Annotated in this window: 27 protein-coding genes; 13 read left to right on the forward strand and 14 right to left on the reverse strand. The window is 61.6% G+C overall.

Going from position 1 to position 24,128, the window contains the following annotated elements:
* Window positions 1–26: 26 nt before the first annotated feature.
* The 3 genes from AUR_RS04445 to glmS are packed head-to-tail and all read right to left on the reverse strand — an operon-like array spanning window position 27 to window position 3,849.
* Window positions 27–1,598: an NAD(P)H-hydrate dehydratase gene (locus AUR_RS04445; RefSeq protein ID WP_206616219.1), complete on the reverse strand. Its 1,572-nt coding sequence runs from the start codon at window positions 1,596–1,598 to the stop codon at window positions 27–29.
* A gap of 18 nt (window positions 1,599–1,616) precedes the next feature.
* Window positions 1,617–1,964: a holo-ACP synthase gene (locus AUR_RS04450; protein ID WP_011775548.1), complete on the reverse strand. Its 348-nt coding sequence runs from the start codon at window positions 1,962–1,964 to the stop codon at window positions 1,617–1,619.
* Between the two features lie 4 nt (window positions 1,965–1,968).
* The gene (glmS, locus tag AUR_RS04455; RefSeq protein WP_062097453.1) at window positions 1,969–3,849 is read right to left on the reverse strand and encodes a glutamine--fructose-6-phosphate transaminase (isomerizing); all 1,881 of its coding nucleotides are present in this window, start codon (window positions 3,847–3,849) and stop codon (window positions 1,969–1,971) included.
* Window positions 3,850–3,994: 145 nt separating this feature from the next.
* On the opposite strand from glmS, the gene coaA reads away from it, so the two are divergent.
* Window positions 3,995–4,960, forward strand: a complete 966-nt coding sequence (coaA, locus tag AUR_RS04460; protein WP_021472452.1) for a type I pantothenate kinase — start codon at window positions 3,995–3,997, stop codon at window positions 4,958–4,960.
* A complete protein-coding gene (locus AUR_RS04465; RefSeq protein WP_062097455.1) occupies window positions 4,957–5,817 on the forward strand; it encodes a M15 family metallopeptidase in 861 nt (286 codons plus the stop codon). Before coaA ends, AUR_RS04465 begins: the two co-directional genes overlap by 4 nt.
* An 84-nt stretch (window positions 5,818–5,901) precedes the next feature.
* Here the strand turns inward: AUR_RS04465 and glmM are convergent, their stop codons facing one another.
* The 3 genes from glmM to rplM form a co-directional block, all read right to left on the reverse strand.
* Window positions 5,902–7,266, reverse strand: a complete 1,365-nt coding sequence (glmM, locus tag AUR_RS04470; protein WP_062097457.1) for a phosphoglucosamine mutase — start codon at window positions 7,264–7,266, stop codon at window positions 5,902–5,904.
* Window positions 7,267–7,420: 154 nt separating this feature from the next.
* Window positions 7,421–7,927, reverse strand: coding sequence for a 30S ribosomal protein S9 (gene rpsI, locus AUR_RS04475; protein ID WP_021472449.1), 507 nt, complete (start codon window positions 7,925–7,927; stop codon window positions 7,421–7,423).
* 37 nt (window positions 7,928–7,964) lie between these two features.
* Window positions 7,965–8,408: a 50S ribosomal protein L13 gene (gene rplM, locus AUR_RS04480; RefSeq protein WP_021472448.1), complete on the reverse strand. Its 444-nt coding sequence runs from the start codon at window positions 8,406–8,408 to the stop codon at window positions 7,965–7,967.
* 283 nt (window positions 8,409–8,691) lie between these two features.
* Between rplM and AUR_RS04485 the strand changes: the two genes are divergently transcribed.
* The 9 genes from AUR_RS04485 (at window position 8,692) to AUR_RS04525 (ending at window position 16,672) form a co-directional block, all read left to right on the forward strand.
* Window positions 8,692–9,336, forward strand: coding sequence for a prepilin peptidase (locus AUR_RS04485; RefSeq protein WP_062097458.1), 645 nt, complete (start codon window positions 8,692–8,694; stop codon window positions 9,334–9,336).
* Between the two features lie 332 nt (window positions 9,337–9,668).
* On the forward strand, window positions 9,669–9,863 hold the full coding sequence (locus AUR_RS04490; RefSeq protein ID WP_241650863.1) for a Flp family type IVb pilin: 195 nt from the start codon (window positions 9,669–9,671) through the stop codon (window positions 9,861–9,863).
* Between the two features lie 86 nt (window positions 9,864–9,949).
* A complete protein-coding gene (locus tag AUR_RS04495) occupies window positions 9,950–10,351 on the forward strand; it encodes a TadE/TadG family type IV pilus assembly protein (protein WP_062097462.1) in 402 nt (133 codons plus the stop codon).
* Complete coding sequence (locus tag AUR_RS04500; RefSeq protein ID WP_062097464.1) at window positions 10,339–11,385, forward strand: pilus assembly protein TadG-related protein; 1,047 nt, start codon at window positions 10,339–10,341, stop codon at window positions 11,383–11,385. Before AUR_RS04495 ends, AUR_RS04500 begins: the two co-directional genes overlap by 13 nt.
* A gap of 101 nt (window positions 11,386–11,486) precedes the next feature.
* Window positions 11,487–12,194, forward strand: a complete 708-nt coding sequence (gene cpaB / locus AUR_RS04505; protein WP_241650864.1) for a Flp pilus assembly protein CpaB — start codon at window positions 11,487–11,489, stop codon at window positions 12,192–12,194.
* Window positions 12,191–13,390 carry a CpaE/TadZ family protein gene (locus tag AUR_RS04510; RefSeq protein WP_062097468.1) on the forward strand — a complete coding sequence of 400 codons (1,200 nt, stop codon included), beginning with the start codon at window positions 12,191–12,193 and terminating at the stop codon, window positions 13,388–13,390. Before cpaB ends, AUR_RS04510 begins: the two co-directional genes overlap by 4 nt.
* Window positions 13,387–14,841 (forward strand): TadA family conjugal transfer-associated ATPase, encoded by a 1,455-nt coding sequence (locus AUR_RS04515; RefSeq protein ID WP_062097470.1) that lies wholly within the window; start codon window positions 13,387–13,389, stop codon window positions 14,839–14,841. Before AUR_RS04510 ends, AUR_RS04515 begins: the two co-directional genes overlap by 4 nt.
* Before the next feature lies 1 nt (window position 14,842).
* Entirely contained in the window at window positions 14,843–15,784 is a 942-nt protein-coding gene (locus AUR_RS04520; RefSeq protein ID WP_062097472.1) for a type II secretion system F family protein, read from the forward strand.
* Between the two features lie 9 nt (window positions 15,785–15,793).
* The gene (locus AUR_RS04525; RefSeq protein ID WP_062097474.1) at window positions 15,794–16,672 is read left to right on the forward strand and encodes a type II secretion system F family protein; all 879 of its coding nucleotides are present in this window, start codon (window positions 15,794–15,796) and stop codon (window positions 16,670–16,672) included.
* Window positions 16,673–16,802: 130 nt separating this feature from the next.
* Here the strand turns inward: AUR_RS04525 and AUR_RS04530 are convergent, their stop codons facing one another.
* From AUR_RS04530 to AUR_RS04565, 8 genes are all read right to left on the reverse strand, one after another.
* On the reverse strand, window positions 16,803–17,693 hold the full coding sequence (locus AUR_RS04530; protein ID WP_128397058.1) for a tRNA pseudouridine synthase A: 891 nt from the start codon (window positions 17,691–17,693) through the stop codon (window positions 16,803–16,805).
* 18 nt (window positions 17,694–17,711) lie between these two features.
* Window positions 17,712–18,278 carry a 50S ribosomal protein L17 gene (gene rplQ, locus AUR_RS04535; RefSeq protein ID WP_062097478.1) on the reverse strand — a complete coding sequence of 189 codons (567 nt, stop codon included), beginning with the start codon at window positions 18,276–18,278 and terminating at the stop codon, window positions 17,712–17,714.
* Window positions 18,279–18,344: 66 nt separating this feature from the next.
* Window positions 18,345–19,355, reverse strand: coding sequence for a DNA-directed RNA polymerase subunit alpha (locus AUR_RS04540; protein ID WP_021472436.1), 1,011 nt, complete (start codon window positions 19,353–19,355; stop codon window positions 18,345–18,347).
* Window positions 19,356–19,492: 137 nt separating this feature from the next.
* Complete coding sequence (gene rpsK, locus AUR_RS04545) at window positions 19,493–19,894, reverse strand: 30S ribosomal protein S11 (protein WP_021472435.1); 402 nt, start codon at window positions 19,892–19,894, stop codon at window positions 19,493–19,495.
* 51 nt (window positions 19,895–19,945) lie between these two features.
* A complete protein-coding gene (rpsM, locus tag AUR_RS04550) occupies window positions 19,946–20,323 on the reverse strand; it encodes a 30S ribosomal protein S13 (RefSeq protein ID WP_021472434.1) in 378 nt (125 codons plus the stop codon).
* A 193-nt stretch (window positions 20,324–20,516) separates the two neighbouring features.
* Window positions 20,517–20,630 (reverse strand): 50S ribosomal protein L36, encoded by a 114-nt coding sequence (gene rpmJ / locus AUR_RS04555; protein ID WP_011775570.1) that lies wholly within the window; start codon window positions 20,628–20,630, stop codon window positions 20,517–20,519.
* A gap of 70 nt (window positions 20,631–20,700) precedes the next feature.
* Entirely contained in the window at window positions 20,701–20,922 is a 222-nt protein-coding gene (infA, locus tag AUR_RS04560) for a translation initiation factor IF-1 (protein ID WP_011775571.1), read from the reverse strand.
* A 195-nt stretch (window positions 20,923–21,117) separates the two neighbouring features.
* Complete coding sequence (locus tag AUR_RS04565) at window positions 21,118–22,050, reverse strand: P1 family peptidase (RefSeq protein ID WP_206616220.1); 933 nt, start codon at window positions 22,048–22,050, stop codon at window positions 21,118–21,120.
* A 224-nt stretch (window positions 22,051–22,274) separates the two neighbouring features.
* On the opposite strand from AUR_RS04565, the gene AUR_RS04570 reads away from it, so the two are divergent.
* Both AUR_RS04570 and AUR_RS04575 read left to right on the forward strand, forming a co-directional pair.
* The gene (locus AUR_RS04570) at window positions 22,275–23,177 is read left to right on the forward strand and encodes a carbohydrate ABC transporter permease (protein ID WP_206616221.1); all 903 of its coding nucleotides are present in this window, start codon (window positions 22,275–22,277) and stop codon (window positions 23,175–23,177) included.
* Complete coding sequence (locus AUR_RS04575; protein WP_062097480.1) at window positions 23,174–24,118, forward strand: carbohydrate ABC transporter permease; 945 nt, start codon at window positions 23,174–23,176, stop codon at window positions 24,116–24,118. The genes AUR_RS04570 and AUR_RS04575 overlap by 4 nt, the downstream gene beginning before the upstream one ends.
* Window positions 24,119–24,128: the final 10 nt, after the last annotated feature.

Consider the following 24,128-nt stretch of genomic DNA (forward strand, 5'->3'; position numbering starts at 1 on the left):
TCATGACCTACGACAAGACAGTAACCTTACCGTTTTCTCGAGTCGCATTCCGCGCTGAGCGAACCCAGAACGTGGGGTACAGCCCCCATGATCGCCGAGGCAGTAAGGGGCCCCCCGTCAAAAACCCGCGACGCTGCGGTGCCGGCACGGCCATGAACGGTAGCCGCAACTGCCGCCACAGCAGCCCAGCGGTCCTCCACTGCCAGCCCCAAGGCTGCGTAAGCGCCATCGTCGTCCGTCAGTGCCTCAGCGGACTGGGCCATCAACGATCCCAGCACCCCCGCCAGGACGTCCCCGCTTCCCGCGGTGGCCATCCAAGGCGTCCCCTCGGACTGGCTGAAAACAACGCCCGACGGCGACGCCACCAGTGTGGAGGCACCCTTCAGGAGCACTGTGGCCCCGGTTTGTTGGGCAGCCAGGCGGACAAAATGGAGCGGCCTGGACTCGACGTCCTCACGGGTCACAGCCACCTCCCCGGCCGCATGCAAGGAGCCAAGCAGGGTAGCGAGCTCACCGGCATGCGGGGTAAGAATCCAGTTCGCAGGACAACGCTCCGGGAGGAGGCTCAGGGCGCCGGCGTCGACCACCACCGGCAGCCCGGCGTCCAAGGCGGACCGAAACGCCTTGCGGGCGCGGTCCTGTTGCTCATTCCCGTCCACGCCGGGTCCGATCAGCCACGCTTGCACGCGGCCGGGTTCATCGCTTTCCCACAGCGATTCCGGGGTACGGGCCAGGACTTGGCGGGCAGCAGCCTCCGGCCCTTGGTAACGGACCATGCCCACACCGGAGACGGCGGCCGCATGCACGCACAATTCGGCCGCCCCCACGTATCGCTCCGAACCGGCCACCACACCCAGCAGTCCCCTGGAGTACTTCTGGGAGCGGCGGGTAGGCCGGGGCAGCAAGAGCGCTGCGTCCTTGGCGGTCAGCCGGCGCAGTTCCGGTGCGGCCAACAGGTGCTCGATGCCGATGTCCACCAGCACCACGCGGCCCGCACAGCCTTCGCCGGGGTCGGCCAGCAGTCCGGCCTTGATACCACCGAATGTGACCGTGACATCGGCCTCCAGGACCGGCCAGTGCACTTCGCCCGAGTTGGCGTCAACGCCGCTGGGAACATCACAGGCCACCACGCACGCGGGACCGAGCTCCTGCAGGCAGGCAACCAACTCCGCAGCGGCACCGCGCAGCCCACCCCGGGCACCTGTCCCGAGCAGGGCATCGATGACGACGTCGCTTCCGGCAGCCACGACGGCCAGCTCTTCGGGGTCGCCGGATTCCAGGTGGAGCACCCGGCCACCCGCAGCTTCAAACGCAGCCAGCCCTTCCGGATGGGCCGCGTCCGCGGCGAGTACCGCCGTCGTTCGCATTCCCCGGCGCGCCAGCATGGAGGCAGCGAACAGGCCGTCGCCACCGTTGTTTCCCTTGCCGGCCAGCACGGTAACGCTGGCACCGGTGAGCTTGCGCCTTTTCCGGACTTCGCGGACAACTTCCTGCGCCAGGCCATAGGCTGCCCGCTGCATGAGAACAGCGCCCTCACCGGAGTCCAGGAGCGGTTGTTCCGCGTTCCTGATCTGTTGTCCGGTGAAGGCGCTGATCATTGTTCTGTTGTGCCTGCCCTAGCCCTCGGCCAGGACCGTGGCCGTGGCGATGCCGCCGTCGTGGCTCATGGACAGGTGCCAGCGCTTGACGCCCTTGGCTTCGGCAACGGCCAGAACCGTTCCCTTCACCTGCACGGTGGGGCCGTTCTCATCAAGGCCGATCCAGCAGTCCTGCCAGTTCATACCTGCAGGAGCGCCCAGGACCTTTGCCACCGCTTCCTTCGCGGCAAACCGGGCAGCCAGGGAACGCGTGTTGAGTTCCCTCTCCGCGGGCACGAACAAACGGTCCCTTAGTCCCGGTGTCCGCTCCAGCTGCCGTCCGAACCGCTCGATGTCTACGACGTCTACGCCAATGCCAACAATCATGCGGTTATTCTACGGTCACGCTCTTGGCGAGGTTACGCGGCTGGTCGACGTCGTAGCCCTTCGCTCCTGCAAGCTCTGCTGCGAAGATCTGCAGCGGAACCGTGGTGAGCAGCGGCATAAGCAGCGTGGGGGTCTCCGGTACGTAGAACACGTGCTCTGCGTAGTCCTTGACCGACTCGTCGCCTTCCTCGGCAATAACCAGGGTGCGGGCACCACGTGCACGGACTTCCTGGATGTTGCTGACCACCTTGGAGTGCAGGGAATCGCGGCCACGCGGGGACGGCACCACGACGAAGACGGGCTGGCCGTCGTCGATCAGGGCGATCGGACCGTGCTTGAGTTCACCGGCGGCAAAGCCTTCGGCGTGGATGTAGGCGATTTCCTTGAGCTTCAAGGCGCCTTCCAATGCCACCGGGTAGCCGACGTGGCGGCCGAGGAACAGCACGGACTTCTCGTCCTTCATGCTGCGGGCAAGTTCGCGCAACGGGCCGGAGCCGTCCAGGATCTGCTGGATCTTGGCAGGAATCTTGCCGAGGTCCGCCAGGACATCCTTGATCTGGCCGCTGAAGATGTTGCCACGCAACTGCGCCAGGTAGAGGCCAAGGAGGTAGGCGGCGGTGATCTGAGCCAGGAACGCCTTGGTGGAAGCCACGGCGATTTCCGGGCCGGCGTGCGTGTACAGCACGGCGTCGGATTCACGCGGGATGGTTGATCCGTTGGTGTTGCAGATGGAGATCGTCTTGGCGCCCTGTTCGCGGGCGTAGCGGACGGCCATGAGGGTGTCCATGGTCTCACCGGACTGGCTGATGGAGACCACCAGGGTGTTGGCGTCCACGATCGGATCGCGGTAACGGAACTCGTGGGCGAGCTCAACCTCGGTGGGGATCCGGCACCAGTTCTCGATTGCGTACTTGGCCACGAGGCCGGCGTATGCAGCAGTACCGCAGGCGAGGACGATGATCTTGTTGACCTGCTTGAGCAGCTCGGGATCGATACGGAGTTCATCCAGGGTCAGCTTGCCGTTCAGGTCCGAACGGCCCAGCAGGGTCTGGCCTACGGCGTCGGGCTGATCGTGGATTTCCTTCTCCATGAAGGAGTTGAAGCCGCCCTTTTCCGCGGAAGCAGGATCCCAGTCAACGTGGTATTCCTTGCCCTCGGCCGGAGCGCCGAAGAAGTCGGTGATCTCCACGGAGTCGGCGGTGATGGTGACGATCTGGTCCTGGCCTAGTTCGACTGCACGGCGGGTGTAGTCGATGAAGCCGGAGACATCCGAACCGAGGAAGTTCTCACCGTCGCCGAGGCCCACCACGAGCGGGGAGTTACGGCGGGCAGCAACGACGACGTCGGGCTGGTCGGCGTGAACGGCCAGGAGCGTGAAGGCTCCTTCGAGGCGCTGGCATGCCAGGCGCATCGCGGCGGTGAGGTCACCGCCGTCGCCATTCGCGGAACGGAAGATATCGCCCAGCAGGGCGGCAGCAACTTCGGTGTCCGTTTCGGATTCGAAGGTGACGCCCTTGGCGAGGAGTTCCTGCTTGAGTTCGGCGAAGTTTTCGATGATGCCGTTGTGGATCAACGCCAGGCGGCCACCGTCGGAGAGATGGGGGTGGGCGTTACGGTCGGTGGGTCCGCCGTGGGTGGCCCAACGGGTGTGGCCAATGCCGGTCAGGGATTCCGGGACCGGGTTTGCTTCAAGTTCGCTGACCAGGTTGCTCAGCTTTCCGGACTTTTTCCGGGACGAGATGGTCCCGTCAGCCACTACTGCGACGCCAGCGGAGTCGTAGCCGCGGTACTCAAGACGACGCAGCCCCTCCACAACGACGTCAAGGGCGCTGTGCTCAGCTGCCTTACGAGACGAATTGCCAACATAGCCTACGATTCCACACATGAGGTCAAGCCTACCGGCTCAGTCAAACAACTGACGTGGGACATCCCCTCTCCTCGCCTGACTGGTGAGACACGGATCACGACTCCGGCCATCGCTGCCCGTCGCGCATTTCCTGATCAGCCCTGCGGAGGGCAGAATCGAGAGCGTGACTTTGCAACGCACCGAAGCAAATGGCGACGGCGCTTCTCCCTTTGTTGAGCTGGACCGGCAGACCTGGTCCCGGCTTGCGGCCCAGATGGAGCAGCCCCTCAACGAAGAGGACATCTTCCGCCTCCGCGGCCTCGGCGACCCCCTTGATATGAAGGAAGTACGGGAGGTGTATCTCCCGCTTTCCCGCCTCCTGCACCTCTACGTGGAGGCCTCGCACCAGCTGCACGCAGCCACCACTACCTTCCTTGGCGAACAAACACTGCGCACGCCCTTCGTGATCGGCGTGGCCGGATCCGTCGCGGTGGGCAAGTCCACCATCGCCCGTGTGCTCCGCGAGATGCTCCGCCGCTGGCCCGGGACCCCGAATGTGGAACTCATCACCACCGATGGATTCCTCTATCCCTTGGCCGAGCTGAAGCGGCGCCATCTGCTCGAGCGGAAAGGGTTCCCCGAGTCCTATGACCGGCGTGCGCTGTTACGCTTCGTGTCCGCCGTCAAGGGCGGCGCCGAGGAAGTGCGGGCGCCTTGGTACTCGCACGTCACCTACGACATCGTGCCGGGCAAGGAAGTGGTGGTCCGCCGGCCCGACGTCCTGATTGTGGAAGGCCTCAACGTGTTGGCGCCCGCACGCCCCCGCATCGACGGGAAGCAGGGCCTGGCCCTGAGCGACTTCTTCGATTTCTCCATCTACGTCGACGCCAAGACCTCCTACATCGAGGAATGGTACGTAGACCGGTTCCGCAAGCTCCGCACCACGGCCTTCGCCCAGCCGGAGTCCTACTTCCACCGCTACGCCACCCTGTCTGACGAGGACGCCGAGTCAACCGCCCGTGGCATCTGGAAGCGGATCAACGAACCCAACCTCGAAGAGAACGTCCTCCCCACCCGGGGGCGCGCCCAGCTGGTGCTCACCAAGGATGCGGACCACTCCATCCGGCGCATGCTTCTGCGGAAGGTATGACGCCCGTGGGAAGCACAGGGCAGCCCAGCAGGCGGGCATTCACGGGGCTGTTGACCGCCGGCGCCGGTCTCATCGCCCTCTCCGCCTGCACCCCTGAGACGTCCACGCCCTCCCCCGCTGCGGCTGACGCGCCAACCGGCACTCCCTCAGCAGCCGCCACTACCCCCGCTCCGGAAGTGACTCCTGCGGCAGCGGCCACCAGCACTCCAACGTCAGCTGCATCCAGTCCGTCGCCGTCGGGCGCTGCCGCTACGCAGTACTCACTCACCGACCCCGCCAGCCCCTGGGTGGTGGTCAACAAGCACCGTCCCCTGAACCCGCAAAACTACGTGCCCGCCGATCTGGTGCAGCCCGCCGTGCGGCTCGCCGTCAGCGGCGAAGCGAGCCTGCTGAACACTACGACAGCGGCTGCCGCAGAAAAGATGTTCGGCGCGGCGGCAGCGGAGGGCGTCATCATGGCCTTGGCCTCCGGCTACCGGTCCTATTCCACCCAAGTGGCCACCTACAACGGCTACGTCGCCGGCAGCGGCCAGGCAGCTGCGGACCGTGCGTCGGCCAGGCCGGGCTTCTCCGAACACCAAACCGGCTGGTCCTTCGACATCTCCGACGGCGGTGGAGCATGCAGCTTCCAGCCATGTTTCGCGGAACAGCCTGCCGCAGTATGGGCCAAAGCGAACGCATACAAGTTCGGCTTCGTGGTCCGCTATCCGTGGATGTTCCACGAGATCACCGGCTACTTCTACGAGTCATGGCACCTGAGGTACATCGGCGTGGAGGCAGCCACGGCCATGGCCACGGGCGGCATTGCCACCTTGGAGGAGTACTTTGGCCTGGAGGCCGCGCCGGACTACCTGTGAGATCCAGCGGCGGGCTGCTCCCGCTTTAACGAACGCGGCCCGCTCCCCTTTCCGAGGGCGGGCCGCTTTCGTAAAGTCAGAGCCTCAGACAGCCAGCTCGGTAGACACTGCCAAACGTTCCTTGACCACGGCAGCCAGGCCGGTGCAGATGCGCTCAGCGGTTTCCATGTCCGCAGCTTCAACCATGACGCGCACCAGCGCTTCCGTGCCGGAAGGACGGAGCAATACACGGCCAGTCTCGCCGAGTTCCTCAGTAGCGGCGGCAACGGCAGCTGCCACGCCCTCATCGGTTCCGGCGCGGGCCTTGTCCACGCCCTTGACGTTGATCATGAGCTGCGGAAGCTTGGTCATCGCGGTAGCGAGTTCCTGCAGGCTGCGTCCGGTGAGCGCCACTTGGGCAGCCAGCTGGAGACCGGTCAGGACACCGTCGCCCGTGGTGGCGTAGTCGGAGAAGATCACGTGGCCGGACTGTTCGCCGCCCAGGTTGTAGCCGCCGTCGCGCATCTCCTCGAGGACGTAGCGGTCTCCAACGGCGGTTTCACGGATGGTGATGCCGGCGTCGCGAAGGGCGATCTTCAGTCCAAGGTTGCTCATCACGGTGGCAACCAGGATGTTGTCCTTGAGCTTGCCGGCCTTGTTCAGGGCCAACGCCAAGATGGCCATGATCTGGTCGCCATCCACCTCGTTTCCGGCGTGGTCAACGGCAAGGCAACGGTCGGCGTCGCCGTCGTGGGCAATGCCCAGGTCCGCACCGTGCTGAACCACCGCTTCCTTGAGCGGGCCAAGGTGCGTGGAGCCGACGCCGTCGTTAATGTTCAGGCCGTCAGGCTCGGCGCCGATGACAACCACATCGGCGCCTGCGTCCTTGAATACCTGAGGCGAGCAACCGCTGGCAGCACCGTGCGCGCAGTCCAGGACTACTTTGAGGCCGTCCAAGCGCTTGGGCAGCGTGCGGAGGAGATGGACGATGTAGCGGTCCTCGGCGTCGGAGAAACGCTGGATGCGGCCAACGTCGCCACCCACGGGGCGCTGCGGCTCCTTGCCGAGCTGCGCCTCGATGGCATCTTCCACCTCGTCGGGGAGCTTCTGTCCGCCCCGGGCAAAGAACTTAATGCCGTTGTCCGGCGCCGGGTTGTGGGAGGCCGACAGCATCACGCCGAAGTCGGCGTCGAGGTCTGCCACCAAGTAAGCGGCGGCGGGAGTGGGCAGCACACCGGCGTCGTAGACGTCCACGCCGGAGCTCGAAAGCCCGGCTTCGACGGCCGCGGCGAGGAATTCACCGCTGGCCCGGGGGTCCCTGGCGACGACGGCGCGCGGCCGCTTACCGTCGGTTGTGCGGTCATGGCCGAGTACGACGGCGGCGGCCTGGGCGAGCTGCATAGCCAGCTCCGCGGTAAGCAATCCGTTCGCGAGACCGCGCACGCCATCTGTTCCAAATAATCTAGACATCGGGTCAAGTTTAGACGACGGCGGCCCGGCACCCGTTCACGGCGCGTACGGGAGCGTCACGCCCGCCGCGGTTTCCGCACGTTAAACGACGGAAGCCCGCCCCACCAAATAGTGGAAACGGGCTTCCGTGCCCCGCGAGGGGGCGAAACGCAATTTAGCGCTTGGAGTACTGCTGAGCCTTACGTGCCTTCTTGAGACCGGCCTTCTTACGCTCGATGACGCGGGCGTCACGAGTGAGGAAGCCAGCCTTCTTGAGGGTGGGGCGGTTGTTCTCGACGTCGATCTCGTTCAAGGAACGAGCAATGCCGAGACGCAGTGCGCCAGCCTGGCCGGAGGGGCCACCGCCGTGGATACGGGCGATGACGTCGTAAGCACCTTCGAGGTCAAGAACGCGGAACGGTTCGTTGACATCCTGCTGGTGCAGCTTGTTCGGGAAGTAGTTGGCCAGCTCGCGGCCGTTGATGGTCCACTTGCCGGAACCCGGAACAACGCGAACGCGTGCAACGGCTTCCTTGCGACGGCCAACAGCTGCACCGGCAACGGTCAGTGCGGGGCGCTCCTTCTTGGGCGCGTCCTCGGCGGGTGCGCTTTCAGAGGTGTAGCTGGTGAGGTTTTCCTCAGCCTCGACGGCTTCGGCGGTCAGTTCTTCGTTCTGAGCCACGGTTCTCCTTGAATAAAAAGTTGTTTGGTGGCCAGGACTACTGGGCGACCTGGGTGATTTCGAAAGTCTTCGGCTGCTGTGCAGCGTGCGGGTGCTCCGGGCCTGCGTAGACCTTGAGCTTGCCCAGCTGCTGGGCTGCAAGGGAGTTCTTGGGGAGCATGCCCTTGATGGCCTTCTCAACAGCGCGAACCGGGTTCTTCTCCAGCAGTTCTGCGTAGTTGACGGAGGTCAGGCCGCCCGGGTAACCGGAGTGGCGGTATGCGCGCTTCTGCTCCAGCTTGGCGCCGGTGAGGGCGACCTTTTCAGCGTTGATGATGATGACGAAGTCGCCCATGTCCATGTGGGACGCAAAGGTCGGCTTGTGCTTTCCGCGCAGCAGTGTTGCGGTCTGGCTGGCAAGACGACCAAGGACAACATCGGTGGCGTCAATGACGTGCCACTGGCGGTTGATATCGCCGGGCTTCGGGGTGTACGTACGCACGGTTTTGCCTCGTTCTTGTTCTGGCGTTCATGTTTTGGGACACGCAATAAGACGTGCACCTACTCTGTATGCGTTACCGGAGCAGAGGTGAGGGCTCTATAGACCAGTCATCCCAAAGTCTCGAAATGCCACCCGGGTTACTGACCCTGCAACTGGATCCCCAAGTGGGCATGTGTCATCGAGATAGGACACGCACAACGACTATAAACAATACCTTCAACGGTATGTCCGGGTCAAAATGGGGTGACCGCGCCTTGGGGCCGGCTGCCTTTAAGGAGGGCTCATGACCGACGGACTTACCCTGCCGCTCCTGCTCGCCCTGGGCGGCCTGCTGTTGAGTCCCTTGAGTGAGCTGCTCATCGCCCGGTCGCTCCCCCGGCTCGGCGGGCTTCCCTCTCTAAGGGTACGGATCACGACGGCGGCAGTCACCGCGCTGCTGTTCGGCTTGCTGGGGTGGCGTTTTGGTATTTCCCCGGAGCTGCCGGCCTTTCTTTTATTGGCCCTTCTTGGAGTGCAGCTTTCCCGAATTGATTTTGCCCTCCATTTACTGCCGAACGGCCTTGTTCTGAGTCTTCTGGGGGGCGGCTTGGTACTCCTGGGGGTCTCTTCCGCGCTCTCACCGGGGTGGCCGGAGCTGCTCAGAGCCCTCCTCGGAGGGCTGGTTTTGTTCGCCGGCTACCTGATTTTGGGAATTATTTCGCCGCGCAGCCTCGGAATGGGCGATGTGAAGCTCGCAGCTCCGCTTGGACTGTACTTGGGGTACTTGGGTTGGAAGCAAGTACTCTTCGGCGGACTACTGGGGTTCGTGGTGGGCGGGGTGCTCACGGTGCTGATGTTACGGCTGAGATCCGCGGAAAAACCGGCCGAAACGGCCCACGGCCCCGCTATGGTTGCAGCTGCCCTGGGCGTCGTGCTGGTGCTCCAGTAGTACGTCCTTAGCTCTTCTCTTCGGGGTCCGCAGCGGCCGGTTCCGCCCGGAAAAACCTAAGTCTCCTGAGCTTTCCAAGTAGTCCCATGGCTGTTTCCGTGCCAAAACTGAGTACTCCCCCGGGACCCTACGTGTGAGCGGATATTGGCGCGCCAATAAATCGAGTACGACTACGCATTGTTCCTTGCCATGCCCCTGGGGAATTCTTGAGACATCGAATTCCGGACCGCTAAAGGAAATACGGGGGTAGTTCGGAGGACGTAGCAAATTCACATAATTTGCGGACCTATAACCCATTATTTGACAAATCATTATCTGGGAAGGATTTTCCAATGTCTTCACTTATGCTTTCCGTCACCACGTTCATCGCCGGCATCAAGACCCGCCTCACCAAGGAAGAGAAGGGCGCCACGATGGTTGAGTACGGCATCATGATCGCGTTTATTGCCCTCTTGGTTTTGGGAGCTGTTTCCCTCCTCGGCCCGCAGATCGCCAACCTGTTCACACAGGTCGACAACGCCATCTAGCTGATCGCTTTACAGGCTGGCTCTGGTGGCGACCGTCACCGGAGCCAGCTTGCTTTCATCGTCCTATCTGGGAAGGCCATGGACTTATGGAACGGAAGGAACGCGGTGCAGTAGCTATTGAGATGGCTATTCTGCTCCCGCTGCTGCTCCTGATTTTGATCGGCATTATCGAATTCGGACGCGTCCTGAATGTACAAGTGTCTCTGACGCAGGCGGCCCGTGAAGGCGCCCGGTACGCCGCTGTTCACTACCAGGATGGAGCTTTGGATGTCTCGGGGACGGCGTTGGCGGCGGCTCCATCCCTGAACGGGTTGGGTGTAACGGTCAGTGACAATGCTGCCAGCTGCTCTCCTGGATCGAATGTGACAGTCACCACCAGCGTTGCGTTACCCTCCATGTCCGGTTTTCTCGACGCCGGTTTCTTCGGCGCACCGGGCATCTTTCCCATGAACATGTCTGGGGTCGGGGTGATGAGATGCGGTGGTTAAGCCGTCAGCAGAAGAAGGCGAATCGTCATCCAGGTTCGCGTCGAGATTCCACTGAACGCGGCGCAGCCACCATCGTGGTTGCCGGGATGATGGTTGTGTTGCTGGGCTTTGCAGCCTTGGCAGTAGACGTAGGAGCGCTGTACGCCGAAAAGGCCCAATTACAAAACGGAGCTGATGCGGCTGCCTTGGCGATCGCCACCGATTGCGCCGAAGGCAGTTGCGGAGACAGCACCGCAACCGGTAACCAATTCGCCAACATCAACGCCAACGACAGTTCAAGCGGCGCGGCTGTCTCCTTTCCCGCTGCCACCACCGTTCGGGTGGAGACCAATGCCAGGGACAGCGCTGGTCAGAACAGTTTCTCCCTGTATTTTGCACGCGTTCTTGGGTTTGAATCCGCAACCGTGACCGCATCCGCAGAAGCCTCCTGGGGGGCGCCGTCCGCTGCCACAACCCTCCCTTGGACGGTGAGTGAGTGCGTATTCAAGAAATACCTTTCGCCAACCCAGCTCGCGTCATTGAACTCGACAGGAACTTTTGCAGGCGATCCAGTCCCCACACACCTTCTTCTGCGCTATGACGAAAACACGCCGACAGTGCCCGGATGCGCAGCCCAGAACGGTTATCAGCCAGGAGGGTTCGGATGGCTGGTCACCGATGCAGGCTGCTCCACGGAAATCTCTCTCAACGCGACTGTCAACGGACAGCCAGGAAACCACTTTCCTAATGCAGCAGGTTGCAACGCAGCACTGGCAAACATCATGAATGAGCCTGCTCTGATACCCCTATTCAACTCAGCTACCGGAAACGGAAGCAATGCGAAATACACCCTTATCGGTTTCGCCGCGTTTCAAGTAACCGGCTATAAGTTCAGCGGCTCTGGGGCCGTCGTGGACCCTCTTGCTCCTAGTTGCAACGGAAATTGCCGCGGGCTTCAGGGGTACTTCACCCGATTCGTAAGTCTCGAGGAGGGCATGCAGCCGACAGGCGGTGGTCCGAATTACGGCGCCTCTGTCGTCTATCTCACCGAGTAGCGCAGCTACTCAATCTCGCAGCACAATTCAAAGGAGTAGAAGTGAAAGCACGCCTACTGGGAGGCATTGCAGCACTGCTGTTAGCAGTCATCGGCACCGTTTTGCTGGTCACCTACGTTCAGGGGGCAGACAAGCGGGCGCAGCAAGGGCTCGATCCCGTCAATGTACTTGTAGTCAAAGAAAAAATCCCGGCCGGCACAAAGGCTGAGGAACTGGGAACCAAGGTCAAAACCGAAAGCCTGCCGCAATCCGCAGTTGCCCCGGGCACCATCAATGCCTTGGGCGACCAGAAAGGCAAAGTCACCAGCGTCGATCTGCAGCCGGGCGAACAGCTCCTTGGTGTGAAGCTGGTCAATCCGAACGAATTGGTTCCGGGAACAGTTCCTGTCCCTGAAGGCCTTCAGGAAACTACCTTCGTACTCGCCCCGGAACGTATTCTGGGCGGGCGTATCGAAGCCGGCGACACCGTTACGGTTTTCGCGTCGTTCAAGCTAGATGACGCTGTCTCAGCTGGAGCCAACCTTCCAGCTTCCATGACCGGCTGGAAGAACTTCACGGAACTGCTTTACCACGACGTCTTGGTTACTGCTGTCCAGCAAGCCGCTCCCGATGCTGAAAAATCGGCAGGAAGTGACAAAGGCGTCGCCCTTCCAAATGGTTCGGCGTATGTAACTGTCGCCTTGAGTGATGCAAACGCCAGCAAGATGGTCTTCGGAGCCGAGTTCGGCACTCTCTGGCTTTCCAAGCAGACGGACAAGACGACGAAGAGCGAACCTCCTACAACGACTTTTGGAGGGCTGGTCCAATGACTCGCTTTGTAGCCATAACGGCAGTTCGCGATTTCGAGGCACGGGTGCGCCAGGCAATCTCCGGAGCTCTGCATGGTGACCTGCAGACCCTGTCTCCTGATGTCCTGCAGGGTGGAACGGACGACGTCTTTAAGCAGTTGACCGGAGCGCCCCCGGAAGTCATGATCCTGGGACCAGGCGTAGCGTCGGACGACGCTCTGAAGCTGGCTACGGTCTTCGACCTGCAGTATCCGGAAATAAGCCTGCTACTGGTGTCGGCGCCTGAACCGGACCTCGTTTTGCGTGCAATGCACGCCGGTGTCAGGGACGTTATCTCACCTGATATCGAGGTGAGCGAACTTCGCGTTCTATTGGAGCGCGCGTGCTTGGCATCGGCCAGCCGGCGGAGAGGAATGCAGCCGCCAGCCGAATCCGGACACGACCGCGGCCGCGTTATCGCAGTCATGTCGCCGAAGGGTGGTGTTGGCAAAACGACGGTTGCTACGAATCTTGCAGTTGGCTTGGGTGCAGTGGCACCCATGAGTGTGGTGATCGTCGACCTGGATCTCCAATTCGGAGACGTGGCATCGGGCCTGCTGCTCGAACCCGAACACACCATCACGGATGCCGTTCACGGTCCGGCCGCCCAGGATTCGATGGTACTGAAAGCCTTTCTTTCCGTGCATCCTTCCGGGATCTACGCCCTCTGTGCTCCCAAGCATCCGTCCGAGTCCGACTACATCACCGCCGAGCATGTTTCCAAGCTGATAAATCAGCTTGCCACCGAATTCAAGTACGTCGTGGTCGATACGGCGCCCGGACTAGGCGAACACTGCCTGGCTACCTTGGAACTTGCCACGGACGGTGTGTGGGTATGCGGCATGGATGTACCCAGCGTCCGTGGTCTGAGGAAAAGCTTCAGCGTGTTGAAAGAGCTGCAACTTCTTCCACAAGGCAGGCACACCGTTCTCAATTTCGCCGACAGAAAGAGTGGCATCTCCGTTCAGGACGTGGAAGCAACCATCGGTGTTCCAATTGACACGGTCATTCCCAGGTCCCGAAACCTGCCCTTTTCAACCAACAGAGGGGTGCCTGTACTCCAAGGCAGCTCCCGCGACTCAGCCGCCAAGGGCCTCAGGAAGTTGGTCGACCGATTCGACCCGCGGTTGGCAACCGTCCAGCCGACCAAAGTTCACAGAAGGGTAGTGGTGTCATGAAGCTGTCCGAACGACTTTCGAAGAACCACCCGTTCAGTGCTGCCGAAGATCCGGGCGACAGCAACGGTAAAGGCGCCACCTTTGAATCGGACCTACCTTTAGTTTCCGACACAGCTTCTCACGCAAGTCCACTCTTGGGAGGAGCGCCGACTACTCCGGTGGTTGACGCGCTGGCCGGTCTCAAACAACGGGCGGCATCGGCACTCTTCGAGAAAATGGGAACGCGGAGCAGCGACACGTCTGCTTCGGAAGAGGACCTCCGAACCTTCGCCATCGACGAGCTCTCTACCTTCATCGATGACGAGCAAGTGCCGCTCTCCCCCGAAGAGCGCCGGCGGCTGATACGGGAAATTTCCGATGAAGTAATGGGCTTCGGCCCACTCCAACGTCTGCTGGAGGACCCCTCGGTAACTGAGGTAATGGTCAACAGGTTCGATCAAATCTACGTGGAACGCCACGGGCAACTCGCCCTGACTGACCTGCAATTCAGTTCCGACGCCCAGCTACGGAAAGTCATCGAAAGAATCGTCTCCAAGGTCGGGCGACGAATAGACGAATCATCGCCTTTGGTTGATGCCAGGTTGGAGGACGGCTCCCGCGTCAACGCCATCATTCCTCCGCTTGCGGTGAACGGTCCCTCGCTGACCATCCGGAAATTCAGCCACGTTCCGTTGACCGTTCGGAACCTCATCGACTGGGGCTCAATGAGCCACGAGATGGCCGAGTTGTTGAGCGCTTGTGTTCAAGCGCGGCTGAACATCATTGTTTCGGGTGGTACGGGCACAGGAAAGACGACGCTTCTCAATGTCTTGTCGTCCTTTATCCCGGAGGCAGACCGGATCGTCACCATCGAGGATGCTGTGGAGCTCCAGTTGCAGCAGCGGCATGTTGTCAGGCTCGAGAGCCGGCCACCCAATATTGAGGGCAAGGGAGCTGTCACCATCAGGGACCTCGTGCGAAATTCGCTTCGAATGCGGCCCGACAGAATCATTGTTGGCGAGGTTCGAGGAGGCGAATCCCTCGACATGCTCCAAGCGATGAACACAGGTCACGACGGTTCCTTGTCCACCGTGCATGCCAATTCACCACGGGACGCCATCTCGCGTTTGGAAACCCTGGTGCTGATGGCCGGCATGGACCTGCCACTCCGGGCGATTAGGGAACAGGTTTCCTCGGCCGTTGACGTCATCGTCCAGGTGACGCGTTTACGTGACGGTTCCCGCCGGGTAACCCACGTCACCGAAGTCCAAGGCATGGAAGGCGAAGTCGTGACACTCCAAGACGCATTCCTGTTCGATTATTCGGCCGGTGTCGATCAGCAGGGGCGTTTCCTTGGCAAGGCATTACCAACCGGTATCCGACCGCGCTTTCTCGACCGGTTCTCCGAGCTGGGCATCAACGTCTCCCCCAGCATTTTCGGAGTCACACCACTTCCGGCAGGCAGGCGATGAGATGGACTCCACAGCTATCTTCATGATCGCCATCGCCTCCTGTGTCGGTGCTCTGGTCATCTTCATCTTCGTTGTCCTAAAGCCCCGCCAAAGCATGATCCCATTGGAGCGGCGTCGTATGGGAGCTTCCACGGAGGCTTCTGCTGTTGGAAGAGTCTCACAGACGGCTGTGCAGATCGTCGACTCGGCAATTGGCCGCTCGGGAGGGCCCTTTAATCGAGAGGTCCTGTATCGAGCCGGAGTACGCCAGTCGCCGGCCGACTTTACGGTCCTGGTGGTTTTTGGCTCTATCGTTGCTGGTGCTTTGGCCACATTCGTTGTGAACCTCTTCATAGGGATCCTTATTGCCGTCGCCATGCCCTTCGCGGCAAAAGTGGTACTCGTCTACCGGACCGAGAAGCGCTGCTCAAAGTTCGAATCGCAATTGACGGACACCATCCAGATGCTGATTGGTGGGCTCAAGGTAGGTCACAGCATCATGCGATCAATAGAGGCCGCTGCCCAAGAGTCTCAAGCGCCTACGTCGGAGGAACTCACCCGCATTGTGAATGAAGTGCGCGTGGGCAAAGATCCACGCATTGCCATTGAGGACTGCGCGAACCGTATGGACAGCGACGACTTCCGGTGGATCGGGCAGGCGATTCAGATCAACCGTGAAGTCGGTGGTGATTTGGCCGAGGTCCTGAATCAGGTCGCAGGAACGATCCGTGAGCGAAGCGAACTCAAAGGACACGTCAGGTCGCTGAGCGCAGAAGGCAGGATGTCTGCCGTCGTCCTCATGGCGCTACCGGTGGTGGTGGGCCTGGTGATGGGGCTGATGAATCCCCAATACATCAGGATGTTCTTCACCCATCCCTTAGGTATTGCAATGAGTGTTCTAAGTTGTGTCCTTTTCGTCATCGGCGGTTTCTGGATGAACCGCACGGTAAAAGTAAAGTTCTAGAAGGTTCCCATGACACCCATTGCTTGGCTCATCATTGCAGCCATCATCATTCCCGTTTCCTACTTTGCCTGGGCACTCATTACGGTCGATCGCAAGGCTGTTGCGGCCATCCAAACCAACTTGGGATCCGGCTACGCCCAAGGGACAGGGACACTGACCAATCGCCGTCCTCTATTTCTGGACGTAGCGAGAAAGCTGACTCCCGGGAGCTATGAAGCAAAGCTTGATCACTGGCTTTCCCTGGCGGGCCGGCCGATGTCCATGCCGCTTCCGAAGCTGATTACGCTCAAACCGGTGTTGGCTGGCGTCGGCGTTGCATTCGCGGCCCTACTGATCACCGCCTCGCTCTCCCCTTTATCGGTGATATTGGGACTGTCCTTAACGGCCCTGTTGTATTTTCTTCCTGATCTACTCATCTACAACATGGGTGTCAAGCGCCAGGAAACCATCAAGCTGGAATTTCCAAACACGCTGGATCAAATGCTCATCTCCGTAGAGGCCGGATTAGGTTTCGAAGCTGCCGTCGAACGGGCATCGGCGCAGGCAACCGGGCCTTTGGCACTGGAACTGTTGCGTACGCTGCAGGACATCCAAGTTGGACGTCCCCGGCAGGAAGCCTATGAAGCTCTGGCAGCCCGATCTACTGTTCCGGAAGTTCGTAGTTTCGTCCTCGCCGTTGTTCAGGCCGACAAGTACGGCATAGGCATCGCGAACGTTCTGAGGGCCCAGGCCAAACAGGCAAGGGTCAGGCGACGTCAGTCCGCCGAAGAAAGAGCCATGAAGCTCCCGGTCAAGGTTCTTTTCCCGCTTCTTCTTTGCATATTCCCCGTGCTTTTCATAGTCCTTCTGGGTCCCGCCGCGATCAGGATCATCCAAGCATTCAGCTGATGCTCCAGCGGGAAATAGACCGGCCGTCCGCGGATCCCAGACCACGGGCGGTCACCATGGCCCCCTTCCGGTACCCAGAGCCGGGAGGGGGTCCTCCAACGCCCAGGCCCAGGAAACGGCAACGAAGGAACTACTCCCGCCTGGCCCGTGTCAGCTCAGCCCGCGCAAGCAGCTCGTCATCCGAGGGGTAGGCGACTTCTTCGAGAACCAACGGGTGCGGCGCAGCGAGCAAGGACTTCGGATCACGCGCCCGCTCCAAAAGGCGTTCGTGCAGCCATGCCGGAGGCTCAAGTCCCTCCCCCACGCGCAACGTGGATCCCACAAGGGACCGCACCATGTTGTGGCAGAAAGCATCGGCCTGCACCGTGGCAACGATGACGCCGTCCGCACCCCGTGAGAAGGAGAACTGTTGCAGCTCGCGGATGGTAGTAGCTCCCTCGCGCGGCTTGCAGTAGGAGCGAAAGTCCTGCAACCCCAGCAACAGCGACGCACCGGAATTCATGAGGTCAACATCCAGCGGAGCCTTGTGCCACAACGTGATCCCTCTCAGCACCGGATCCCAACGTTGGGTTCCGTCAGCAACCCGGTAACTATAACGGCGCCACAAGGCAGAAAAACGGGCATCGAAGCCGGAAGGCGCCAGACCGGCGTCGTGCACTTCAATCGCACCGGTCAGGTCCCCGAGGACGCGGCTCAATGCACCGCGAAGGCGGCGCCGCAGCGAAACCGCGGGATCGACGTCGTGACCGCGGGTCAAACCCAGCCATTCGGCGGATGTGAAGTCGATGTGAACTACTTGTCCGCGGGCGTGGACACCTGCGTCCGTGCGCCCGGCCACCGTGACCCGCACGGGCCTGCGCACCAGGAGGGCCAGTGCCTCCTCCAGCGCGCCCTGGACTGTCAGCAGCCCGGGCTGGACCGCCCATCCGCTAAACGGTCCACCGTCGTAAGAAAGATCCATCCGGATACGCAAAAACCCGCCGCCCTCCGAAACGGGGGCAGCGGGTTCTTGTTCGTTCATAGACCCAAGTCTACTGAATTACTTCTTGTCCTCTTCGGCCGGAGCCTCTTCGGTCTGAGCTTCTTCAGTCTCGGCAGCTTCGGCTTCGGCAGCCGGAGCCTCTTCAGCCTCGGGGGCCTCAGCAGCTTCGGTCTCAACAACCTCTTCCTCAGCAGGAGCTTCGGCAGCCGGAGCGGCCTTGGCAGCGGCAGCGGTTGCTTCAGCAACTACAGCCTGCTTGGGGGAAACGGGCTCGAGAACCAGTTCGATGACAGCCATGGGAGCGTTGTCGCCCTTGCGGTTGCCGATCTTGGTGATACGGGTGTAGCCACCGTCACGGTTGGCAACAGCGCCGGCGATGTCGGTGAACAGCTCGTGGACGATGCCCTTGTCGCTGATCAGGCCGAGGACACGGCGGCGGGAAGCGAGGTCGCCACGCTTGGCGAAGGTGACCAGACGCTCTGCGTACGGCTTGAGGCGCTTGGCCTTGGTAACCGTGGTGGTGATGCGCTTGTGCTCGAAGAGCGCTGCTGCCAGGTTCGCGAGCATCAGGCGCTCGTGAGCCGGGCCGCCTCCGAGGCGCGGACCCTTAGTGGGGGTAGGCATAGTTATTTCTCCTGTTGTGTAAGCCGGCCGGGTCCATCACTGGACCCGTCGACCAAGATCTGCTTTTTAGAGCTCGTCGTCGCTGAACGCGGCGTCGTCCTCTTCGATGGCTGCGGCGCGGGCTGCGAGATCGAAACCGGGAGGGGAATCCTTGAGGGACAGACCCAGTTCGACGAGCTTTGCCTTGACCTCGTCAATGGACTTCGCACCGAAGTTACGGATGTCCATCAGGTCAGCCTCGGAGCGGGCAACGAGTTCACCCACGGTGTGGATGCCCTCACGCTTGAGGCAGTTGTAGGAACGGACCGTGAGGTCCAGATCCTCGATCGGCAGAGCCATGTCAGCTGCCAGGGCAGCGTCAGTCGGCGACGGGCCAATCTCGATACCTTCAGCTGCGGTGTTCAGCTCACGGGCCAGACCGAACAGTTCCACCAGGGTGGTGCCTGCAGAAGCAACAGCGTCACGCGGAGCGATAGCCTGCTTGGTCTCGACGTCGACAATGAGCTTGTCGAAGTCGGTGCGCTGCTCAACACGGGTAGCTTCCACGCGGAAAGTTACCTTCAAGACAGGCGAGTAGATCGAATCGACCGGGATACGGCCGATCTCGGAATCGCCGGACTTGTTCTGAGCTGCCGAAACGTAGCCACGGCCGCGCTCGATGGTCAGTTCGAGTTCGAACTTGCCCTTCGAGTTCAGAGTGGCAATGTGCAGATCCGGGTTGTGGAATTCGACGCCGGCCGGCGGAGCGATGTCCGCGGCGGTGACGACTCCGGGGCCCTGCTTGCGCAGGTACGCAACAACCGGCTCATCGTGCTCGGAGGAAACCGAAAGGTTCTTGATGTTCAGGATGATCTCGGTGACATCTTCCTTGACACCCGGAACCGTGGTGAACTCGTGCAGCACGCCATCGATCCGGATGCTGGTTACAGCAGCACCGGGGATGGAGGAGAGCAGGGTACGGCGGAGGGAGTTTCCGAGGGTGTAACCGAAGCCCGGCTCCAGCGGTTCAATAATGAAACGGGAGCGGTTCTCGGCTACAACTTCTTCGGACAGGGTGGGGCGCTGTGCAATGAGCACTTAGGTTTCCTTTCGGCGAGCATCCGCTATATGACGCAACACAGGTGGTGGAAATCGGCTTCGGTTTCCAGCCTGACCAGCCGGACCATGCTTGTGGATTCACAAGCAGGCCCGGCCGTCAGGCAGGTGCAACCTAATTAGACGCGGCGGCGCTTCGGCGGGCGGCAACCGTTGTGGGCGCTGGGGGTGACGTCCTGGATGGAGCCAACCTCGAGGCCAGCAGCCTGAAGCGAACGGATTGCGGTTTCGCGTCCCGAACCCGGGCCCTTGACGAAAACGTCAACCTTGCGCAGACCGTGCTCCTGAGCGCGCTTTGCAGCAGCTTCAGCAGCCATCTGGGCGGCGAACGGGGTGGACTTACGGGAGCCCTTGAATCCAACCTCACCGGCGGAAGCCCAGGAGATCACAGCACCGGTCGGGTCCGTGATGGACACGATGGTGTTGTTGAAGGTGCTCTTGATGTGCGCCTGTCCAAGCGCAATATTCTTCTTATCCTTGCGACGCGGCTTACGAACCGCTCCACGAGTCTTCGGGGGCATTATTTCTCCTACAGAAAGTTATCGGGGGAAAACCAGGTCAATCCCGAGGGATTAACGTCCGGCCTTCTTCTTGCCGGCGACGGTGCGCTTCGGTCCCTTGCGGGTACGAGCGTTGGTCTTCGTACGCTGACCGCGTACGGGCAGGCCCTTGCGGTGGCGCAGGCCTTCGTAGCTGCCGATCTCAACCTTGCGGCGGATGTCAGCGGCTACCTCGCGGCGAAGGTCACCCTCAACCTTGTAGTTGCCTTCAATGTAGTCACGCAGCTGGACCAGCTCGGCGTCGGTCAGGTCCTTGACGCGGACGTCAGGGCTGATGCCGGTGGCAGCCAGGGTTTCGTGTGCACGGGTCTTGCCCACGCCGTAGATGTAAGTAAGCGCAATTTCCAACCGCTTTTCGCGGGGAATGTCTACGCCAGCGAGACGAGCCATAGTGGCGGTACTCCTTGAATAAACCGGAGGTCGTAGGCAGTACACCCGCACTGTCAGTGCGGCCCCAGCCTCCGACCGGGGGTACGCTGTCCGGGCTCTGTAAAGCGTCCCGGCTCAGCTTGTGCTGCCTTTATTTACTTGCGTGGGTAGCAACCCAGGTTTGCCCTCGCGGGCGCTGATTCCCTTGGGGGAATTAGCCCTGGCGCTGCTTGTGGCGCGGGTTCTCGCAGATCACCATGACCCGGCCGTTACGGCGGATCACTTTGCACTTGTCGCAGATCTGCTTGACGCTCGGCTTGACCTTCATGGCGTTCCTTTGCGTGTTTTGCAGTTGATCTGCTGGAGCGGCCCAGGCATAGCCTCAGTCGCCCAGCAATTTACTTGTAGCGGTAGACGATACGACCACGTGTGAGGTCGTATGGGCTCAGCTCCACCACTACGCGGTCCTCGGGGAGGATTCGAATGTAGTGCTGACGCATCTTCCCAGAGATGTGTGCGAGAACGACGTGCTTGTTGGTGAGCTCAACACGAAACATCGCGTTGGGCAGCGCCTCAGTCACAACGCCCTCGATCTCAATGACCCCGTCCTTCTTGGCCATATCCTCCGCTAACTGTTGTTTGCCGCAGTCCTCCGGTTAGGCACCGGCGATCCAGCGGACGTTTTTTGTTTGCTTTGGTCTTCTTCGAACCACCACACCAAAAAGGGCGTGGCTGTACAGACAACCAACAGACAACTTTACGCCACAAAGGCGGGAAAGTTAAATCCGCCATGGTAGCGCAACAACTCCGGCGCGTCACTCCCCGGCGGCGCGGTACGCGGGGAAGGTGCCGGCCGCCGTCGTGATGCCTTCGGCCGCAAGGATGCCATCAAGGACTGCCAGCCGGACAGCTTCCGCCGCTGCGCTTTGCAGCGTGATCAGCGAAACCTGCCGCGCCTGTTCGGTACTGCGGTCAAGCCCGACGGCGCCGGTCGCCAGCGCGAACACAGTGTCGCCGTCGGCGAGGGTGTGGGAGGGGTCCACGGCGCGCGCGAGCCCGGCATGTCCGCTGTTGGCTGTCCGCTTGCACTCGGCGACGTCCAGGACCGCATTCGTCGCAATGACGACGAGCGTGGTGTTCAGCCCGCCCTGGTGGCCCTGCACAACCGGGCCTGCCCCCACCGGCGCGCCCAAAGCATTGACCACCGCCAAGGCACCAACCACGACTCCCCCATCCAGCGTGATCGACGCCGTCCCCACGCCGCCTTTGTACTGTCCGCGGGCAACTACGGCTCCGGTGCCGGCGCCAACATTTCCACGCCCGACGCCGGCATGGTCGCCCGAGGCGAAAGCTGCGGCAGCTGCCTGGTAGCCCATGTCCGCGTCGGGCCGGGCATGGACGTCACCGCCGCGCCCGAGGTCGAAGATCGCCGCGGCGGGAACGATTGGCACCACGGTGCCCGGGACGGAGAATCCCCTCCCTTGTTCCTCGCACCAACGCTGCGCCCCATGCGCCGACACCAGCCCGAACGCGCTCCCACCGGTGAGGACTACGGCATCCACTGTGGGCACGAGTGTGGTGGGATCCAAGGCGTCAGTCTCGTGCGTGCCGGGTCCACCACCACGCACGTCCACCGAACCCACGGTTCCCGGAGGCGGAAGAACCACAGTCACGCCGGTCAGCCACCCGTCGGCGATCTTTTGTACCTGCCCTACGCGGATGCCGGGAACGTCGGTTATCTGACCCATGGCTCCATTCTCCACCCGCACCGCCGCGCTCCAACTGGTAGCCCGACCTCACGTAAGAACACTGAGGGAACTATCCGTAAACAGGCCCGTAAAAGTTAGCCAACTATCGCTTGAATGTCCCCGTTTGGCTCACTGCGGGCTATTCGCTGTGGTGAGCTAGGGCTGTCTCCGCCGCCCCGGTCCGGGCCCGGCACTAAAAATTCGCCTCACAACGTAAGTGATCCATGACTACCCGACTCGTAACCAACTGGTCCGGCCGCAGCCGCAAGGATTTCGTCGTATTCCTTGCCATGGCATTGCCGAACCTGGCCCTGATCGCCACCTTCACCTACTGGCCGCTCATCAACAACATCTACTACTCCACGCTGGACTGGACGCTCGGTTCGGCCTCGGCCACAGTGGTGGGCCTGCAGAACTACGTCACGTTTTTCACCGGCGAGGACGCGCCGAAGGTCCTGGGCACCACGGCGGTCTTCACGGTCGTCACAGTGGGTGGCTCCATGGTCCTGGGGCTGCTTGTCGCTCTGGCGCTGAATTCCAAAGTCAGGGGCACCACGTTTGCCCGGTCGGTGGTCTTCGCACCGTACGTGCTCTCCGGCGTCGGCGTCGGATTGGTATGGCTTTTCATCTTCGACCCCGGCTATGGCGTCCTGGCGTGGATCCTCCGCGGCCTGGGGCAACAGAGCCCGCAGTGGATGAACGATCCGCAGTTGTCATTGGTGATGGTCATGATCGTCTACGTGTGGAAGAACCTGGGCTACTGCGCCGTGGTCTACCTCGCCGGGCTGCAGTCCCTGCCACGGGACGTCATGGAAGCCGCTGCACTGGACGGCGCCAACAACGTGCGCCGGTTCTTCAACATCTCAGTTCCCCTGCTGTCCCCCACCACGTTCTTCCTGCTGATCACCACCGTGCTCAGTTCCCTGCAGGCCTTCGACCTGATCCGCATCATGACGCCACTCGGAAACGGGACCAGCACTTTGATTTACGAGGCCTACCTCCAGGCGTTCGCTGCCTACAACCGGGCCGGCTACTCGGCAGCAATCTCCGTGGTGCTCTTCGCCGTCCTCCTGGTCATTACGGTCCTCCAACTGCGCTTCGTTGAGCGAAAGGTCCACTACTCATGAGCGCCCAGTCTCCCGCCGTCGTCGTGCCTTCCAACGAACCGCAGTGCCACGATCCGCAGCCCGACCAGCCGCGACCCCACGAGCCGCAGCCCGTGCCCCGGCCGTTGTCCAGGACGAACCTAATCCAAACGCTCGCCGCCGGCTACGTCCCGCTGGTCCTCACCACGTTGGTGGTGTTCCTGCCCCTGTTGTGGATGGTGCTCAGCTCCTTCAAGCAACCCGGCGAGATCGTCACAACCGACCTGAAGATCCTTCCGGACTCCTTGAATCTGGAGAACTACGCCACGGCAATAACCACGGTCCCGTTCGCGCAGTTCTTCGCCAACAGCCTGGTCGTTACCACCGTTGGCTCCACCATCAAGGTGGTCCTTGCCATCCTGACTGCCTACGCCCTGGTGTTCGTCCGGTTTCCGTTCAAGAACGTGATCTTCGTGCTGATCCTGGTGGCCCTCATGGTGCCGGCCCAAGTGTCCATCCTGCCCAACTACATCCTGGTCGCAGGCATGGGCGGGAAGAACACCCTGTGGGGCATCATCCTTCCGGGCCTGGGAACAGCGTTCGGCACGTTCCTTCTCCGCCAGCACTTCCTGACCCTTCCGCCTTCCATCCTTGAAGCCGCAGAAATCGACGGCGCCGGGCATTGGCGGCGGTTGTGGCAAATCATCGTTCCGGTTTCCCTGCCCTCTGTGGCCACCGTTGCCCTGGTGACCGTGGTCAGTGAATGGAATGACTACATCTGGCCACTCATCATCACCGATCGACCGGAAACCATGACGCTGCCGGTAGGCCTCACCCTGCTCCAAAACTCCGAAGGAAACGGCGCCGGCTGGGGAATCCTCATGGCGGGCGCCGTTCTGGTGATCGTCCCCATCCTGCTGGTTTTCGCCGCACTGCAGCGCTACATCGTCGCTGGCCTCACCCAAGGCAGCGTCACAGGCTGACATTCTCCAG

The sequence above is a fragment of the Paenarthrobacter ureafaciens genome (assembly GCF_004028095.1).
GTDB classification, from domain to species: domain Bacteria; phylum Actinomycetota; class Actinomycetes; order Actinomycetales; family Micrococcaceae; genus Arthrobacter; species Arthrobacter ureafaciens.

Bases quoted from the DNA above. Each gene is read 5' to 3' on its own strand.
- AUR_RS04490 (WP_241650863.1), top strand. From the start codon at position 9,669: ATGTCTTCACTTATGCTTTCCGTCACCACGTTCATCGCCGGCATCAAG.
- AUR_RS04445 (WP_206616219.1), bottom strand. From the start codon at position 1,598: ATGATCAGCGCCTTCACCGGACAACAGATCAGGAACGCGGAACAACCG.
- AUR_RS04495 (WP_062097462.1), top strand. From the start codon at position 9,950: ATGGAACGGAAGGAACGCGGTGCAGTAGCTATTGAGATGGCTATTCTG.
- AUR_RS04575 (WP_062097480.1), top strand. From the start codon at position 23,174: ATGAGCGCCCAGTCTCCCGCCGTCGTCGTGCCTTCCAACGAACCGCAG.
- AUR_RS04510 (WP_062097468.1), top strand. From the start codon at position 12,191: ATGACTCGCTTTGTAGCCATAACGGCAGTTCGCGATTTCGAGGCACGG.
- AUR_RS04565 (WP_206616220.1), bottom strand. From the start codon at position 22,050: ATGGGTCAGATAACCGACGTTCCCGGCATCCGCGTAGGGCAGGTACAA.
- AUR_RS04515 (WP_062097470.1), top strand. From the start codon at position 13,387: ATGAAGCTGTCCGAACGACTTTCGAAGAACCACCCGTTCAGTGCTGCC.
- rplQ (WP_062097478.1), bottom strand. From the start codon at position 18,278: ATGCCTACCCCCACTAAGGGTCCGCGCCTCGGAGGCGGCCCGGCTCAC.
- AUR_RS04530 (WP_128397058.1), bottom strand. From the start codon at position 17,693: ATGAACGAACAAGAACCCGCTGCCCCCGTTTCGGAGGGCGGCGGGTTT.
- rpsM (WP_021472434.1), bottom strand. From the start codon at position 20,323: ATGGCTCGTCTCGCTGGCGTAGACATTCCCCGCGAAAAGCGGTTGGAA.
- AUR_RS04450 (WP_011775548.1), bottom strand. From the start codon at position 1,964: ATGATTGTTGGCATTGGCGTAGACGTCGTAGACATCGAGCGGTTCGGA.
- glmM (WP_062097457.1), bottom strand. From the start codon at position 7,266: ATGTCTAGATTATTTGGAACAGATGGCGTGCGCGGTCTCGCGAACGGA.
- rpmJ (WP_011775570.1), bottom strand. From the start codon at position 20,630: ATGAAGGTCAAGCCGAGCGTCAAGCAGATCTGCGACAAGTGCAAAGTG.
- AUR_RS04500 (WP_062097464.1), top strand. From the start codon at position 10,339: ATGCGGTGGTTAAGCCGTCAGCAGAAGAAGGCGAATCGTCATCCAGGT.
- infA (WP_011775571.1), bottom strand. From the start codon at position 20,922: ATGGCCAAGAAGGACGGGGTCATTGAGATCGAGGGCGTTGTGACTGAG.
- AUR_RS04525 (WP_062097474.1), top strand. From the start codon at position 15,794: ATGACACCCATTGCTTGGCTCATCATTGCAGCCATCATCATTCCCGTT.
- AUR_RS04465 (WP_062097455.1), top strand. From the start codon at position 4,957: ATGACGCCCGTGGGAAGCACAGGGCAGCCCAGCAGGCGGGCATTCACG.
- AUR_RS04520 (WP_062097472.1), top strand. From the start codon at position 14,843: ATGGACTCCACAGCTATCTTCATGATCGCCATCGCCTCCTGTGTCGGT.
- AUR_RS04485 (WP_062097458.1), top strand. From the start codon at position 8,692: ATGACCGACGGACTTACCCTGCCGCTCCTGCTCGCCCTGGGCGGCCTG.
- rpsK (WP_021472435.1), bottom strand. From the start codon at position 19,894: ATGCCCCCGAAGACTCGTGGAGCGGTTCGTAAGCCGCGTCGCAAGGAT.
- glmS (WP_062097453.1), bottom strand. From the start codon at position 3,849: ATGTGTGGAATCGTAGGCTATGTTGGCAATTCGTCTCGTAAGGCAGCT.
- AUR_RS04570 (WP_206616221.1), top strand. From the start codon at position 22,275: ATGACTACCCGACTCGTAACCAACTGGTCCGGCCGCAGCCGCAAGGAT.